The organism is Flavobacterium sp., assembly GCF_013822155.1.
Taxonomy (GTDB): Bacteria; Bacteroidota; Bacteroidia; order Flavobacteriales; family Flavobacteriaceae; genus Flavobacterium.
This window is the reverse complement of record NZ_PNJW01000018.1, coordinates 18614-36777: the sequence shown is the minus strand read 5'-3', so window position 1 is coordinate 36777 and position 18164 is coordinate 18614. Positions and strand designations below refer to the sequence as shown.

The following is an 18164-nucleotide window of genomic DNA, read 5'->3' as shown; positions in this document are numbered from 1 at the left end:
CCATCAGCGAAAGTTGATGGTTTTTGTTTTTAGTTAAGGTTCTAAAATTGTCCCGGTTGATGTGTTGACCAACATAATCCACAAATCATCAAAATATTTTCCATCTGCATTTGAATAGTAGAATGATAAGGCATCTTCCCAATTATTGAATCTGGCTAAATATACACTTTGTAAATTAGTTGCTGGATTATATAAAATTTCCGGTTCTAATCCTTTATTTTTTAGCAACGAAACAAATCGGTTTGTATTAGAAGGTTTTGCAAAAACATTGGCAATAACATAATATCCTTTTTGCTGTCTTGGAATCAAAACATCAGCTCCTGGTAAAACAGTGATTCTCTTTTTGCCATTAGCAGTAACTGTTTCAGAATTCATTTTTTCACTTTCCCGAATCATATCCATAATGCTGTAATATGTTCTTACCGGTCTGTCTGTTGCTTTTGTTTCTTCTACAATTGGAGTAGCAATAGTTGTTGGTTCAGTTTTAGGATTAATTTCTGTATTATTCGTTAATTCAATCTGTTTTTTTTCTATTGAAACTAACTCGGCCGAATCAATTTTTTTAAGTGGATCACTAACTTCAACATTAAAAGCACTAAAAAACATGGAATAGCGGTCGCCGGATGATTTTAATTTTAACGATACTTTTGTACTGTTGTTTTGAATAATCGCGTTGTTTTGATTGTCAATTTGTAATAAACAAGTATCATAACCCAATGTATTCAAACTATTCGGGTTTCTTAATTCAAAATAATCCTCATTAATTACGATAGTGCTGTTAAAAAAATTATCGGCGGGTTTTAAAGGATGACTAAGCAAACTGAATTTTAAATTATCACCGGATTTTATTTCTAATTGGTCACCGGTTAAGTTACGGTCGCCTTCTAAAGCGGCACAGGCTAGTTTGGCATTTACTTTTCCTTCGGGCAAAGTGCTGAATCCGGTAAATGAAATTTCAATAGGTCGGGTTGTAATTCCAACAAATCCATCAAAAGAAGTGATGAATTTTTCAGTTTCACTGTCGTCTTTGAAAACAATAAATAATGACCAACCACCGGCAACACCACCGCTGATAATACCTTGAGTAGCTTTAATATTTGCAACGGTATAATCGCCATTAGGATTTTCTAATGTTTGAATATAACGTGTTACATCAGCATAAGCTGCATAAGGAGCACTTTCTTTGAAGTTTTTTACGTCTAATCCGTCAAATAAAACTTCCCCCACAATGTCAATGTAGTCTGATTTTCCGGGTAATTTAAATTTGATTTCATTAACAGATGTTCTTTTGTTATCAACAGCAATGTAGTTCCATTTTTTGTCTCTCATGCCGGATTCATATTTATATAATGCTGACCAATATAAACCGGCATAAATAACTTTTTTGGGAGTGGAAGTAGTTAGGTTTAATTGGGCTGAACTGGAACTAAAAGTAGTTTCATCGTTATCTATATCAATATAAGCCATTTCGAATTCATCATTCAATTTTGCTTTTTCTGAAATATCATTATAAGGTTCGGATGTAGCATTTTTTGAATCTGTTCTATTTACAATTGTATTTGCAATGATTGTCATGTCACCTTTTACATGAGATTGATACCTCACTTTAAAAGGAACCGCTAACTGAGCAAATCCTGATTCACTGATTAAAATGAGCAAAAGAGTAGAAAATAGAAATGAGAATTTAAAAGAAAAATATTTTTTCATGGATAAAAGGGTTGTTCATTTTTAGCTAGAACTAAAGTAAAGATTTTACATTTTACTTTTTAGAAACGAAACATTATTTTTCAACATAAATAATTAATAACTTTCTCCTTAAAATAATAAAAGGACGCTAAAAAGCGTCCTAAAATGGGTTTGTCTATTATAAAAAACTATTTTTTAAGTAAAAATTCAAAAGGAATGTGCAAACGTACTCTCCATGCATTTTCGGAATGTTCTGCTCCTTCAAATTTTTGTGTTATCCAGTTATTATTTGTATATCCTTTTTTTTGCATTACTTCATCTACCTTTGCTTGCAAGGGAGGATACATTGCATCAAGTGTGCCAGTGCCAAAATCAAAATAAAATTTATGTGATTTACTATCGGGTAAATTGGTTTTCAGGTAGTTGATAAAAGCATTTGGAATGGGATTATTACTTGTTTCAAAAGTTCCAGGCCAGTGGGTTGAAATACAGGCAGCTCCGCCAAAAACTTCTGGATATTCACACATTGCATACATTGATATGAGTCCGCCCATACTAGATCCGGCAATGAACGTGTTTTCTTTTTCTTTTCGGGTAGAATAGGTTTTATCAATAAAAGGTTTAAGTTCTTCGACTATGAATTTCAAGTAATTATCTGAAAATGGTTTAAAAGGCACACTAATTCCACTTTTTTGTAGTGAGTTTGAAACAGTTTCCTTTTCTTTTGCGGATAAACTTTCATATGGTTTTTGAGGAAAATATTCAGGATGCCTTGTGTTATCTGTATTCCAAATTCCTACTACAATGACATTTTTAATTTTTCCTTGCCGGAAAAGTTTAGTTATACATTCATCCACTCCCCATTCCTGTTTATTCCAAGTTTTAGTCGAATCAAAAAGCATTTGGCCATCATGCATATACAAAACAGCATATTTTTTTTTGGGGTAATAGTTTTCCGGGAGCCAAACACTAACGTTTCTGGGAGCTACAAAGGTTGAAGCAAAGTTTTGATATATTTCTATATTACCGGCACACACTTGCGTAACTTGAGCAAAACTTAGGGTTGAACTAAACAGTAATAAATACAGAACAATTGTTTTTTTCATAACTATCTTTTTAATGCAAAATGACCTTTGACCATTCTTCCATCTTCGAATTTTATAGAATACCAATAATCGTTAGAGGGTAAATTTTGACCATTAAAAGTGCCATCCCAACCTTCTCCTTTTGGGTCAACTTGTGTGATTAGTTTTCCAAATCGATCGAAAACATAAATAATGGTATTAGCATAATATTTTGCACTCACCCCTCTTACATTCCATGTATCATTATAACCATCGCCGTTAGGTGTGAAAAATTTCGGTGCTCCTAAAACCGGAATTTCTTGTGAAACTACTCCACATCCCAATAAATCTTTCACATAAACGTTGTAAATTCCGGCTATTACGTTTTCAAAAACGTTTGATGTTTGGAATAATCCATTTGCTGAGTCTAAACTGTAAACATAACTTCCGGAACCACTTACAAGAATTGTAACTGAATTACTTTCTACCAAATCGACCACAATAATATCATCTATAGTTGCCGGTTGTGAGTAAACTATTTCGATTGTTCTTGTTTGTTCGCAGCCAAATGCAGAAGTAACAATAACTTTATATATTCCATTTTGATCTACCGTAAGTTGATAGTTATTTTCGCCAACCATAAGAGCATCATCTTTGAACCATTGATAAGTGAAATCAGTACTGTCTCCAACTAATAAACCGGCATCAAACGTTATTGCATCTACCCCAAAACAGATAATTTCTTTGAATCCATCTGCTAATTGAGGGAGCGGATATACAATAAAATTAAAAGTTGTAGTGGCAGGACAACTTGTATTTATTGGATTTGTAACTACAGCAGTAATGGTTTGCGTTTTTGTCACAAAGGGATTTGGTAACGGACTGGATAATGGATTATTATTTTCATCAAAGTAAGTAACAATCATTCCGGTTTGACCATTTAATAGTGTACTTTCAATTATTGATGTGTCAAAACTAAACAAGCCGTCTTCTATACCATCAATATCACAAGTTGTAAAATCAGAAACCGGATTGGCAATAGGAAGAATATCAACTTTAAAAGTTAATGTAGTTTCATCATAACAAGGCCCATTTGGGTCAAATGTGGTGTTATTCGTTACTCTAATTCGGATTGTTTGAGAATTTGTTAAAAACGGATTAGGCAACGGACTTGGAAGTGGAATGTTATTTTCATCAAAATAAGTGATTGTTACATTACTAGGATTTTGCGTTCCTAATAAAGTTGTTTCAATCGAACTTATATCGAAAGGGAATTTACCATCTTGGTTATCATCACAAGAAATAAAATCAGGAATTGGATTAGCAACCGGCAGTTCTTCAACTGTTAATTCCACAAAAGGTCCCAAACCATAACAGGCATTGTCTAATGAGCTTTCTACTCGAACCCAAATTTGTTGAAATCCAGGAAATCCTATGTTTTGATAATTAGAAGGATTTATTTCCAGTGAATTACCATTAATATCTGTTTCAGCCAAAGCATCGGCTTCTGTTCTGTAATACTTAATTGTGAATGGAGTTGTTGTTGGTAATAGATTACTGATGTCAGCTGTCACGCTACTGAAATCAAACTGAGAGACACCATCTCTGTCATCATTAACGACATCAAAATACTCGTCACATTTTGAAAATTTCCTAATAAATGAATTTGGAATTTGGGTAGCTGAAACAAATACATCGATTTGTCCTACTTCAAAACAACCATCACTGTTTTCTACCCGAACCCAAACAGTTGTATTGCCTGTATTGTAGGTTAAAGGATTTGAAATTTGAAAGGCCGGATTATTGTTTTGAGCAGCAAGTTGTGTTGTAAAATAAGTGAAAATTTCATTAGCCGCATTAGAAGAAATTATATCATTTTTCTGAATTAAACTCACTTCAGAAATTCCATCATTTGTAGCATCATTATCACATTGCACAATAGAAACCGGCGATGTTAGAACGGGTAGTGGATATACTGTTAATGTTGCTCCATCAGATAATAATCCACAACTATTTCCAACTCTGTTTAACAAAACCCGATAGCGATAATTGTTCATTGAAGTAGTTGCTCCGGTTATTTGTAAGGTTGTAGTTGTAGCTCCTGAGTAAACCGCAGAATTAAATATAACAGACCATGTTGCACCGCCATTTGTACTCAATTGCCATTGATAGCTATCAGAAACAGTTCCGGTAAAAGTAAACGAAGAATTTTGTGTATTACAAGTGAATTGATTTTGCGGTTGTGCAGTAATTGCAATTGGTGCACCAATAATGTAATTCGAATTTGGAGGCGTATAACCGTTTGGAGCATTAGTGACAACGCCAAAACTATTCACCACAATAGTCCCGTTCCCTAATAGTCCGTCTGAATTTCCGTCTATAAAACCGGCTTCAATAACATCATTGCATAGATCTCCATCACTATCCAATGAAATATAATTTCCGATGCCATCTCCGTTTGTGTCGATTGCTGTTTCTACGGAGTCATATATTCCATCATTGTCACTGTCTAAATCTAAATAATTTAGCACTCCATCTGCATCTGTATCTATTGGAAAAAGACCATTTCCGTAAACATCACTAATTCCATTTCCGTCAGCATCTATGGGGTTGAAAGCAATGAAGTTCTGCCCTTGTGCTTCAATGTTGTCTGATATTCCATCCTCATCACTATCCAGATCAAATTGATCAGGAATACCATCACTATCAGAATCTCTGGGGACACAAGTGGCTAAAATTTTGAAAGTAGCTTTTGAAGAACCTTCAGAAATGTTGATATGCTTAATGGACAAAAAATCTGTTAAATAGGAATTGAGTTTAAAAGTTCCACTTCCGGCAGCTAAAGGAATCGTACTGTTTAAACGAAATCGAATTTGAAAAGACGAATATTCAGTCACACCACTTTCATAAATACCATCATAATTAGTATCAATTAAAAGTTGTCCGGTTGGGTTTAGAATGGTTATTGTTTTATTGATAGCACATTGTATAATAAACTCGCCAGTGGAGGATAATAGATCAGTTGAATTTGCGGTACTTACATATTCCATAGATAAACTTACCGGTTGAGTAAAATTCATTTCATAAGAAACAGAGTTTCCAATACCGATAGCGGGGTTAGTTATAAAGCTACCATCAACAGCTCCAATAAATGGTGTTGTTGTTGGTAAAGCTGTACCGGCTGTAGTAATTATTCCTGTAAAAGAATTTGAATAATTACCACTAGTAATAGTTCCGGTGGTTGTATTCAAAAGATTTAAATCTAAATTACCATACGATTCAGTACAATTAGCGATCCCATCATTGTCGTAATCTAAGTCAATATTATCATATGTTCCATCTCCATCAGTATCTTCAGGACAAGAACTAACCGGTATTTCATCTGATATCAACGTGATATTACAGGTAGTAACTGTTGCCGATAAATAGTATAATCCGGGAACGGTTGGCGTATAATTTGGATTAGTTGCACCTACTATTGGAACACCATTAAAATACCATTGATATGTATCGAAAGGAGAAAGAGAATTGATGGATAAATTTACATTTGGAATACAATTATCACTCGTTACATCCAATCGATTAAACGAAATTTCAGGTTTAAAGGTAAATCCGGAATAGTAACCACCATAAGTAGCAGCATCATTAGACCCAAAATAAGAAATATACAATTGTTTATCGGCAAAAACAGAGATGTTTCCTGTAAAACCAGTTAGTTTATAAGTAATATAATTTGTGTTTCCCTGAACATTAAATGGACCTTGTACATTAATGAAAGCCGGTAATGAAGCTAGTGAATAATTTGTGCCATTCAGGATGAAATCAATATTCGCCCCTGTTTCTGTAACAATATTTACCCCACTATTAGTCGTATAAGAGATATTTCCAATTAAGTTTATTAACGGAATATTATCAATAACTTTTGGGGTTTGACAACTTAAAGGAGGAACAAAATACATTTCTTGATTGGCCTGTGTACTACCTCCAACTCCTTGATAGGCAAAAATATTTTTAGAGGTATTTACATATAAATTTCCGTCTGAACTGTAGTTTGAACCATCTAAGGCAATATATTGTCCGGCATTAATTGTATAATCAGGCGTTCCAGTATTTCCATTTAAAAAGATTTCCGTATTATTTTCATGAGCAATAAGTAATGGTCTTTCCGTTATGTCAATACCAAAACCTCGTACAAAAATGTACTCATTTCCGGTTCTTTCGGCAGAAACAATTTGGTCAAAACCCAAATCTAAATTATTATCTACATTTCCATTTGTTCCTGCAAATGATCCACAATTCACAGTAATAGGTTTATCTGATGAAACTAATGCTCCAATCAGTCCGTCTGTATTAGGAATACTAGGTCCGGTGGTAGCCATTACAAAACTTTGCCCTCTATTTAAAGTTATTGCTGCAGGGTTATTTCCGGCTCCACCATTATTAATTAAAGTAACACCGGGTTTTATATCGCTAAAAGAAACTAATGTATTATTTTCTGTAGCAAGTATGGAAACAAACGTTAAGTGATTATTTGTAATTCCGGAAATTCCGGTATTCACGAATGCTCCAATTCTAAATTCTGTACCTAATGCGGCTAATCCTTTTGAAACTAATCCACCTGCCTGAAAATTTTGTGGTGAAGCAGTTAATCTTACGGCAACATAAACTTGATCTTCTGCTTCTACAATAAATCCTTTGTTATTCAAAACGGCACTCATCGAACTACTACTCACCATTAATTGTGAATCGGTGCCAAAACCGATGGTATATACATAGGGGCTATTTCGTGAAACTGTCCCGCTTACAGTTCCTCCTCCCAAGGAATTGATAGTGAAATTCACCGGAGTTAAACTTGGAGAAGAAATATACATATATTGGTTTTGTGCCGGTTGTCCGGTTGAACCTCCAATAGGTGGGATGTAATGTGTTTTACTAAACTGAGCAAAACAGTTTAGAGTAACTAATAGAAAAAACAGAGCGATTTTTTTCATTTTTCTTTTTCAAAGGGTAACAAAGATAGCAAATTATCTTTTTAATGCGAAGTGACCTTTTATGATTCTTCCATTCTCTAAAAAAAGAGAAAACCAATAATCTGAAGAAGGCAAGAGCGAACCGGAAAAAGTCCCATCCCAACCTTTTTGATTTGGTAGTATTTCTTTAATCAATTTTCCGTATCGATTGAAAATGTAAATTTTAGAATTAGGTTGATTAAAGTTTTTAATTTCCCAAAAGTCATTAAATCCATCCCCATTTGGAGTAAAAAAACGGGGGTAGTCTAGTACAAAAATTTGTTGGGTCACAATTCCGCAACCGTTTGTGTCTTTAACAATAACAAGGTATTCTCCGGGTTCCACATTAGTAAAAATCGGACTGTTTTGAAAATAATTTCCATCCAAAGAAAAGAGATAATCGCCTAAGCCGGTGTAGTTAATTTGAACAGTATTTTGGTTTCCCGAAAAATCTTGTACGTCAATAGAAGTTATTGTTGCCCCCCCGGAAGGTGAAATGATAAATATTTTAGTTGCTTCACATCCATCTGTATTCGTAACTGTAACAGTATAAGTATCAGGTACTGAAATATCAATTCGTGGAGTTATTTCTCCTGTATTCCAAAGATAACTTTCGTAAATATCCTCCACTTCTAAAAAATAAGTTTCATTTTCACAGAGAGAAAGTTCTTCTGTTTCAAAATTATTTGGAGTAAAAGTGTTGATTTTTAGGGTAATTGGTAAAATTCCAAAACAGTTTACTCCATCAGTTATCCTAGCAAAAATTAATTCTTCAAAAGGAATTATATTCGTATAATTGTTTGGTAATGCATTTGTTTGTGTTTGTGCATTTTCAGTTGAACTGTAATAAACCGCTTGTAATCCGGATGGGAAATAACCTAATACCGTTGGTGAAATATCCATGGATAAATCCATCACTGTTATTCCATCTTGATTAGTATCTCCATCACATATAGAAATTGGAGGAACAATAACTGAACTAATTGAAGTTGACAAAGTAATTTCAGAAATTCCAAAACAACCAAACGTATTTTCTAATCGGGCATAAATGATTTGATTGGGAGTTGTATTTTGAAATGAATCTATACTCGACAAAGTGTTTTGAACGGTAAAAGCGTCATTAAAACTCAAAAAATACTTCGGTGGGCCAACATTTATATTACTTCCAATAACGCTGTTATTTGCATCATTTAAATTAAAAATAGCTAAACCATCCGTGTCTGAATCACATTGTGTCAAGTTAACATCATTAGGAATTGGATTTGAACTATATTCAATTACTATTTCACCAAAAGAAGAGCAAGTAGTATTAAAAACAACTTCAACTTTATAAACACCAAAAGAATTTACAGTATAAGTTTGATTGGTTTCATTGTTTATAAGAACGTTATTTCGATACCATTTATAGCCAACAGCATTGGGCGTCGTAGCATCTAATGTAAGGGTTTCATTTTCACACAACGGGTTTCCGTTTGCAATCAATTGATCGTCTCCTAACTCGGTTTCCACCGTAAAACTTCCACCACCTAAAAAAATAGCGGAATCATATAAATTATTGCCTTGATCTGCAATAACTAATTTAATATGATATAAAACGCCAGGTGTTACAAGGCTTTCTGCTTTTAAGATTTTTGTTTGGCCATTATAATTTGTAGGGTGTTCAATGCCATTAAAAGCATCAAAATAAGCTTCGTTTGCAGGGGGGCAAATTGTACCTGCTCCTCTAACTGTTGGAACTTTAACAGGAATTGCCGTTCCGGGTACAACAGCTAAATTTGTATATTGGTCTTGGCTACCAACTTCTTTTAATAAAAAGGCAAATCCATCGGAATAAGAACATTGATTAGAATTCGGATTCGACAAATATTGTTCGGAAGAAAAGATATAGTCAAAACTTACTTTATTGGCAAAAGGCAAAAAGTCAAATTCTATAACAGTAGCATTGATAGTATTTGTTTCATTGATAGCTTCTTGTAAATCGATGTCACCAGGCCAGTTTGTGGGTCCTTCACTTAATAAGCTACTGTTTGGTCCAATAGCGGAAAGGGCTCTGCCGGTTGCAATTATAACGCCATCCTGAAAAGGAAAAGTGCTCGTGCCTCGATTGAAATAACCATAACTATTGCCATTAGTAAATGCCCATCCCGAAACGGTGATATTGGAAACATTCGCACACGAACTGTTTATCAGTACATTTTCAATTAATTCTTGAGCAGTTTGATTGTCATCAATTTGAATATATTGTGCTTTTCCGGATTGGAAAGCAATAATGAGCAGTATAAAAATTAAGATGTTTTTGGCAAACCTCATAGCGTTTGCAAAGATACTACAAATCTCTTTTCTTGAGAATTTTATAGGACATTAACACAAAAATAACAATCCAACAAAGTACAATTAAAAGTGAGTACCAATGTACACCATAATCTTTTATATTAGCAGTACCTCCAATGGTTTCTTCAATGTTTTTAATGACGGAAAGTCTGCTGAATGGTTCTTTGATTAGGTTTGACATTGATTCCAAAGGAAGGAATTGTGTAATTTTTTGGTAATCATCCGAATCTTTAAAAACTTTCCATCGTAAAACACCAATTATAATTCCTTCTATAATATTCCAAATGAATAAAAATCCTATGGCAAAAGCCGAACGTTTGACTAAGATTCCTAAAAATAAACAAAACGAGAAAAAAGCAGTAAGTTTTAAAAAATAGGCAAACAAATAATCTAAATCGGAGAAAATAATACCAATTTCATTGTAGGAAGAAAAACTAAGACCCAATAAAAGCGACATGATAAAAATGAAAAGGGTTGACCCTAATGCAAAAACGACAACCGTTAAAAACTTCGATTGTATAAATTCTTTTTTACTCAATCCATCGATGAGGTTTTGTTTTAATGTTCCATATGAATATTCATTTGCCATCATGGAAACAATGACTATAGCCAAAAAGAACTTTAAAATAGCAGCAATGTATGTGTTAAAATGCCAGATATATGGAAAATTAAATATTCCCTGATCAGCAATGTGCAATTCAAATGTGCCAATTTTAAATTTAATTGAAGCAATTAAAGCGATAAAGGAAAGAATAACGAAATAGGCAATCGTTAAAATCCGACTGGCTCTGTTTTTCCAAATTTTTTGAAATTCTATTTGAAGAAGTCTTGTCATAATGGTAATTAATGAAAGGTAATGGTAATTGGTTTAGTTCTTACTTGTTAATTCTAAAAACTGTTCTTCCAAACTATGTTTGCGTTTTACTAAATGAGTAAGGTAAATTCCTTTTTCAAAAAGATACTTGTTTAAATCTTTCGCTTCAAAAGCATGTTTGAGATAAACAACTAATTTACCTTCTTCTAAAACCATTTTTTCTATGGCGGAATGAGCAATTAAAGCAGCTTTTAATTCTTCCAAATTATCAGCTTGTAGTTCGAAAAATCCTTCATTAGCAATCATACCATCGACTTTTCCGGAATAAAGAATTTGTCCTTTTCTTAAAACCAATACATGACTACATACTTTTTCAACTTCGTCTAATAAGTGAGAAGCTAATAAAATTGTCGTTCCCTGAGAAGCAATATGTTTGATAATATCTCTGATTTGACGAATTCCTTGCGGATCTAAACCATTAGTTGGTTCGTCCAATATTAAAATTTCAGGGTCGTTAAGAAGGGCAGAAGCAATAGCTAAACGCTGTTTCATGCCTAATGAAAAAGTTCTGAATTTACTGTCTTTTCTATCGATAAGGCCAACAAGTTCTAATTTTTCTGTCACTTTAGAATACGGTGTTCCTTTGATTTTACAAACCAATTCTAAATTTTCCTGAGCTGTCATATAAGGATAAAAATTTGGTCTTTCAATGATGGCTCCCACCTTTTTTAAAGCTTCGTGGGTTTCCATTGCACCGCCAAACCATCGGTATTCTCCTGAAGTTTTGTTGACAACATTTAATACGATTCCTAACGTTGTCGATTTTCCGCTCCCGTTTGGACCTAAAATGCCGTAAACATTTCCTTTGTTTATTTCAAGAGAGACATTTTTAACAGCATGAACGGGTCCGAATCGTTTATTCAGTTTTTCAATAGTGAGAATAGTTTCCAAAATAGTAGCATTTAATCGTTAGGAGTATGACGACTAAGTTAGGAATTTGTTACTGATTATTTCAGGAAATTAAAGATCGATTAAAATTTAGTGTTGACAAAACAAATAAATCATTTTCAATTATACAATCGTTTTGTCAACACTAATTTTTATGCACTCTGAAGATGTTGACGTTTTTTATGAAATATCATTTTCAATGTTTCATTGATTTCATGTAATTCCGGAGTGAGCAATGTAAGTCGACCTCTGGAATCGTCTGTCATTTGCTTACCGCAACATTTACATTCGTATTCACTAAAATGATTAGTGATTTTTCTGGTAGTTTGGTATTTGTGGCCAATGAGGGTACAAATAAAAGCGATGCCCGAAGTCGCCGCAGGGGTGTTGTAGGTTTTCATAAATGTAGGTATTTTTGTGGTGAGTTAAACCTACACTATTATAGATAAACTGCCAAATAAAATCGATAAACTGTTGAAAATTAATATTTTATAAGGTTAATGACTACAAAAAATAAAAATCCTTAATCGTATAATTGATTAAGGATTCCTATTTAATAAAAAAACGATTTAATTCATTTTACAAAGATTATGATTTCTGTTCTTTGTTGAAATAAACTAAATAATAATACATTTGTTTTTCTTCATCCCAGCCTTTTTCTACATATTTTTCGGCACTTTCGGGGTTGATAAAATCGAGTTTAATTTGAATATTGGTATCCAAATTAATTACATTTTTAATTTTTTTACGAGCATCAGAAACAGCGGCATTGGCAATCGGGAAATTGGTTACATCTTCGATGCTGTATTTTTCACCTTTATCTACTTTATAACTTTTGAATTCCGGAATCAAATCAGGGTTTTCCATGACTTCATTCAAGAAATTGGTTTCTTCAAACTCATCGTTTTTAGCAAAATAATTCACCGAGCGGTTCATAAACATAACTTCTTGTTTTTTGTCCTCAGCAGGAAAAACAACATCTTTGGCAAAATCCTGACAGAATTTTAAATACTTTTTAGTGATGAAATTTTCATCTTGAAAAGCATCCACATTTAAGAAATGTTCCAACCAATAGCGAGCATCGTAACGGTTGCTGTCGACTGTTAAAATTTTATATCCTTCTTCTTTTTTGTAATTAAAAATCAAACAACCTTTATCCAATTTATTCAAATTGATGCCGTGTTGCAAATGCATTTCTAAGTTACTGGCTTTTTCTTCAAATTGTAAAAAGTCAGCTTGCACTTCACTTTTAAATACCCCAATCGCATCTACTTGGTTGTTGTCAATGGTTAAATGCGTAAAATGTGCTACATAAACCTCCCCATTTTTAATATGCGGATGATTGGATTGCTCAAACAAATGCTTGGTAATTTTTTTAGACACTTCGTGGATGGTTGAAGGATTATCAAAAACCTCCGTTGCGAATTTAAACATATCGTGGTATTCCAAATCTACTTCGTGAGCAAACTGATAATAGTTTTCCTCTTTTTCACGAAATGATTTTAAGAAAAATTCTTTCAAAAGTGGTACAATCTCATCATTGGTCTGATACGGTTGTTCCGACAAAAAAATGGCTTCGTTACGGCTTTTGTTTCCAACTCGGTGGATGGAAAGTGATTCGATATGGGCGTTGAATAAGTTAATCATATTTTTAAGTTGCTGAGTTGCTGAGACACTGAATTTTTAAATGATTCGTTTATTTTATATAAATGAAATTATCATATCCTTCAGTTCTCCACTGAACTCGTTTAATTTGTTAAATGGATTCTCGGTTAAAGAATTTGTATTTTTCTCTATTTTTATTTTCGGCTGTTTAATTCCAGTTTTCCTCAAAGCCGAAATCCTCAAAAGAATCGTCTCCTTCAAACATATCTAAATCATCCTCATCTAGCTCGTCTTCAAATTCAGTGAAAAGGGTATCATCGTCGGCTTCAAAAGTTGGGTCGTTTGCTACAAGTGGCATTAAACCTAATGAATATAATAATTCAGGATAGGTAGCTCCGGCTTGTTTTTCTTCAATAGCAGCTAATTCCACTAAGAATGTCCACATGTTTAAGAAATCATATACATAAATGATTTTGGTTTGCTTTTCATACAGCATATCTTCCAAAGTCAAATCACTCATGATTCGCATTTCACCGGGCACATCACCAGTGTCAAAAAGCGGGATTTCATCTTCCTGATTCCAATTGTCGTCACACGTATAAAAAGAGGCCATTTCGCTTCCGTCAAAGCCAAAAGCATTCACAATAGCATTGTGTAAATCTTCTAAAGTGTCAGTGTTTTCAATGGCTAAATCTCTAAAAATATCTTCTTCGGTGTCGAGTATCACTCGTAATTTATAAATCATAATCCTTGCATTTTACGGAAGGCAAAAGTAAACAATAATTACGATTTATGATTTGAGAATTGTTATTTGTTGAAAAGATTTTGGTTTTAAAGTAACTGAAGATTTTTCGCATGTAACAATAACATAATTGTCTTTGCATCTTTGATTTCTCCATTATAAACCATTGCCATTGCTTGATTGAAATCCAGTTCTAAGACTTCTATATATTCATGTTCAGAGGCTAATCCGCCACCATCACTGACTTTCATTTCGGGTTGGTATTCGGCAGTAAAAAAGTATAAAATTTCAGTTACAGCTCCAGGTGACATGTAGGCTTCAAAAACTTTTTTCACGTCTTGAATGCGGTAACCGGTTTCCTCTTCGGTTTCGCGTTTGATACAGTCTTCCGGATTTCTTTCGTCTAAAAGTCCGGCACAAACTTCTATCATCATACCGTTTTCGTTACCGTTTAAAAAGGTTGGTAATCGAAATTGTCTGGTTAAAATGACGGTCTGTTTTTCTTTATTGTATAATAAAATTGCAGCTCCGTTACCACGATCATATACTTCTCGTCGTTGTGTTTCAGGCTCACCATTTTCCGGTGTGAATTCATAAGTAACTTTATTCAGAAGGTACCAATTGTTGGAAAGTAATTCGGTTTTGGTAATTTGGATTTTTGGGTTCATTTAACTTTTTTCTTATTTACAAATATCATAAACTTCAACGTAGAAATGAAGATTTTATTCAATTTGATGAAACAAAAAATTATAACATTAAGCGATTAAGGTTCATTAAGTTGGAATTAAAATAAATGTTAGGATAGAATCCTTAATTTTCTTCAATTCTTAATGGTAAAAGAAAATGGAATTAACTGTATCTACAACTCATCCTTCAAAATTAACAACTCAGTAACTTTCAATTTCATAAGGTTAATGTTTGTGGCAACTTTGTCTCATCAAAAATCATAGAACATGAAAACGTATATTACTTTTCTCTTATTATTAGCAACTTTAGCTTCTTTCGGCCAAAGCATCATTTCAGGAAAAGTTGTCGATGAAAAGAGTGAACCCATACCAGGATCCAATGTTTATTTAGAAGGAACTTATGATGGAGGTTCAACTGATGAAAATGGAAACTTCACCTTTACAACCAAAGAAGTGGGTACAAAAGTCTTGATCATTAGTTTTCTGTCTTTTGAAACTTTTACAAAAGCAATAGATGTGAGTCAATTTCAAAATCAAACCATCAAACTAAAAGAGAGTGTCAATGTTTTAGATGCCGTCATTTTAACTGCCGGTACTTTTGAAGCCGGTGATAAAGCGAGAGTTTCTGTTTTAAAACCTTTGGATATTGTTACAACTGCCGGTGCTGTGGGAGATATTATTGGAGCGTTGGCAACATTACCCGGAGCTCAAACGGTTGGCGAAAGTAACCGACTTTTTGTTCGTGGTGGAGAAGCCGATGAAACCCAAACTTTTGTGGATGGTTTACGAGTGGCCCAACCCTACGGAGCAACAGCCAATGATTTGCCAACCCGAGGCCGATTTTCACCTTTTTTATTCAGTGGGATTTCATTTTCTACCGGAGGTTACAGTGCCGAATATGGTGAAGCACTTTCAAGCATTTTGTCACTAAACACGAACTACGATGTACTTCAGGAACAAACAGAAATTTCATTAATGACAGTAGGTTTAGGTTTAGGAAACACGCAACGTTGGGATAAAAGCTCGCTAACCTTCAATATGTCTTACATAAATTTGGCACCTTATCAATTGTTGGTTCCGCAGGAAGTTGATTGGAATAAACCGTATCAATCTTTAACAGGTGAGACAGTTTTTCGTCGCCAATTTAAAAATGGGTTATTGAAAATTTATGCTTCTTTAGATGTAGCCGATTTTGATTTGAATCAGGAAGATATCAACCAACCCGAAAAAGTGCGTTTCGATTTAAATAACAATAATTTTTATGGAAATGCTTCGTATAAAGGGACATTTGGCAACAATTGGTCGTTGCAAACAGGGATGAGTTATGGAATCAGTTTAAATGAAATTGGAATCAATACCGATAAAGTTCAAAATTCGGAATATGCGACACATTTGAAAGCCAAAGTTTCTAAAAAAATAACGGAACGAATTAAATTATCCGGAGGAGCCGATTATTTTGTGACCCAATTTGATGAAGATTTTATTCCTTTTGAGCAAACTACTTTTTCTTCAGGTTATGACAACACTATTGCAGCAGTTTATGCAGAATCGGATATTTTCTTCAGTAAAAAACTTGCTTTAAAAGTAGGTGTTAGAGCTTCTGATAATCAACTTTTGGATGAATTTCAGGTTTCACCAAGAGCTTCTTTTGCGTATAAAGTTTCAAAAAACGGTCAGTTTTCGTTTGCTTATGGCGATTTTGTTCAAACACCCCGACAGGAGTACCTCAAGTATGAAGCTGATTTCAAATCGGAAAAAGCATCCCACTTCATTTTGAATTATCAATACAATAAAGAGGGGCGAACTTTCCGTGCAGAGACTTATTATAAATCGTATGATGATTTAGTAACTTTTGATTCTCAACAACCACAATTTGATTCGGAATACCATTCAAATGGGAATGGATTTGCTCAAGGACTTGACATTTTTTGGAGAGATAATAAAACGGTTAAAAATACCGAATATTGGGTTTCTTATTCGTTTATTGATTCGGAGCGACTTTACAGAAATTATCTAACCGCAGTGCAACCCAGTTTTGTTGCCGACCATACGTTGTCAATTGTGACAAAACATTGGATAAATGATTGGAAATCGCAAATAGGATTTTCGTATACCGTCAATTCCGGTCGACCTTACAATAATCCGAACGAAGCTGATTTTATGAACGGACTGACAAAACCTTATCAAAATTTAAGTTTCAATTGGGCTTATTTAATTTCTCAACAAAAGATATTGTATTTCTCCGTATCGAATGTTTTGGGAACTGAAAATGTGTTTGGCTATCAATATGGGAATACTCCCGATTTGAATGGCGATTTTCAACGTCGTGCCATAGGTCAACCTGCCGATCGATTTTTCTTTATCGGTTTCTTTTGGACCATTAGCGAAGATAAGAAATCGAATCAGTTGGATAATTTATAGGTTCTAAGATACTTAGGCTCTGAGGCACTAAGGTCTTTTATGTTTTAAATTAGGACTTATTAACTAAGCACCTTAGAGCCTAAAAAAACAATTCATCCCTAAAATTCAACAACTCAGTCACACTCTTTTTCAAAAGCTCTTTTTTAAACTGAAATTTGTTTCATCAAAAGAATAATAAGAATTAAACCTTTTAACCCTTTAAACAATTTTAAACTTTTAAACTTTTTTATCATGACAAAAATTATCGTTACCATCGTTTTATTTGTGACAGCACAATTATTCTCTCAAGGTCAGTACGAACAAGGAATGGGGAAAGCATTTGCACTTTGGGGAGAAGGAAAAAACACGGAAGCTTCGGCCATGTTTGAACGAATTGCTTCGGCTGAAAAAGACAATTGGTTACCCAATTATTATGTAGCATTGGTTAACACAACAACAGCTTTTGCAACGAAAGACAAAGACCAAATCAATGCGTTGTTGACAAAAGCACAAACTGCTTTGGATGTAGAAATAACCAAACAACCCAACAATGCTGAATTAATTGTTATGCAAGCGATGATTCACACAGCATGGATTGCTTTTGACCCAATGACCAATGGTATGAAATTATCCGGAAAAGTTATGGAATTGTATGGAAAGGCCGAAGCAATTGCTCCAACTAATCCACGTGTTGTTTTTGGAAAAGCCGAATTTGAAATGGGTTCAGCGAAATTCTTTGGAACGGATACGCAACCAATCTGTGCACAAATTGCAAAATCAATCGAACTTTTTGCTACTTTTAAACCTGAGTCTGTTTTTCACCCAAATTGGGGATTAGAAAGAGCAAAAGAAGCATTAGTCGCTTGTAAATAATAAAAA

The 18164-nt window shown here is 33.9% G+C and carries 12 protein-coding genes; 2 read left to right on the top strand and 10 right to left on the bottom strand.

Going from position 1 to position 18164, the window contains the following annotated elements; translation table 11 throughout:
* Positions 1–33 precede the first annotated feature (33 nt).
* The 10 genes from C0512_RS06565 to nudK all read right to left on the bottom strand — a co-directional run bounded on the left by C0512_RS06565 (position 34) and on the right by nudK (position 14867).
* Positions 34–1707: a hypothetical protein gene (locus tag C0512_RS06565; protein ID WP_290859890.1), complete on the bottom strand. Its 1674-nt coding sequence runs from the start codon at positions 1705–1707 to the stop codon at positions 34–36.
* Positions 1708–1874: 167 nt separating this feature from the next.
* Complete coding sequence (locus C0512_RS06560) at positions 1875–2792, bottom strand: alpha/beta hydrolase-fold protein (protein WP_290859888.1); 918 nt, start codon at positions 2790–2792, stop codon at positions 1875–1877.
* A 2-nt stretch (positions 2793–2794) separates the two neighbouring features.
* A complete protein-coding gene (locus C0512_RS06555) occupies positions 2795–7741 on the bottom strand; it encodes a T9SS type B sorting domain-containing protein (protein WP_290859886.1) in 4947 nt (1648 codons plus the stop codon).
* A 33-nt stretch (positions 7742–7774) separates the two neighbouring features.
* Positions 7775–10069, bottom strand: a complete 2295-nt coding sequence (locus C0512_RS06550) for a T9SS type B sorting domain-containing protein (protein WP_290859884.1) — start codon at positions 10067–10069, stop codon at positions 7775–7777.
* A gap of 16 nt (positions 10070–10085) precedes the next feature.
* On the bottom strand, positions 10086–10925 hold the full coding sequence (locus C0512_RS06545; RefSeq protein ID WP_290859882.1) for an ABC transporter permease: 840 nt from the start codon (positions 10923–10925) through the stop codon (positions 10086–10088).
* 33 nt (positions 10926–10958) lie between these two features.
* Positions 10959–11855, bottom strand: a complete 897-nt coding sequence (locus tag C0512_RS06540; RefSeq protein ID WP_290859881.1) for an ABC transporter ATP-binding protein — start codon at positions 11853–11855, stop codon at positions 10959–10961.
* Between the two features lie 149 nt (positions 11856–12004).
* Positions 12005–12253, bottom strand: coding sequence for a hypothetical protein (locus C0512_RS06535; protein WP_290859880.1), 249 nt, complete (start codon positions 12251–12253; stop codon positions 12005–12007).
* A 187-nt stretch (positions 12254–12440) separates the two neighbouring features.
* Positions 12441–13499 carry a nucleoid-associated protein gene (locus C0512_RS06530; RefSeq protein WP_290859879.1) on the bottom strand — a complete coding sequence of 353 codons (1059 nt, stop codon included), beginning with the start codon at positions 13497–13499 and terminating at the stop codon, positions 12441–12443.
* Between the two features lie 166 nt (positions 13500–13665).
* Positions 13666–14202 carry a hypothetical protein gene (locus C0512_RS06525; protein ID WP_290859878.1) on the bottom strand — a complete coding sequence of 179 codons (537 nt, stop codon included), beginning with the start codon at positions 14200–14202 and terminating at the stop codon, positions 13666–13668.
* Between the two features lie 86 nt (positions 14203–14288).
* Positions 14289–14867, bottom strand: a complete 579-nt coding sequence (gene nudK / locus C0512_RS06520) for a GDP-mannose pyrophosphatase NudK (protein WP_290859876.1) — start codon at positions 14865–14867, stop codon at positions 14289–14291.
* Positions 14868–15152: 285 nt separating this feature from the next.
* On the opposite strand from nudK, the gene C0512_RS06515 reads away from it, so the two are divergent.
* Both C0512_RS06515 and C0512_RS06510 read left to right on the top strand, forming a co-directional pair.
* Positions 15153–17306: a TonB-dependent receptor gene (locus tag C0512_RS06515; RefSeq protein ID WP_290859875.1), complete on the top strand. Its 2154-nt coding sequence runs from the start codon at positions 15153–15155 to the stop codon at positions 17304–17306.
* Between the two features lie 231 nt (positions 17307–17537).
* Positions 17538–18158 carry a hypothetical protein gene (locus C0512_RS06510; RefSeq protein WP_290859874.1) on the top strand — a complete coding sequence of 207 codons (621 nt, stop codon included), beginning with the start codon at positions 17538–17540 and terminating at the stop codon, positions 18156–18158.
* The last annotated feature ends 6 nt before the right edge of the window (positions 18159–18164 follow it).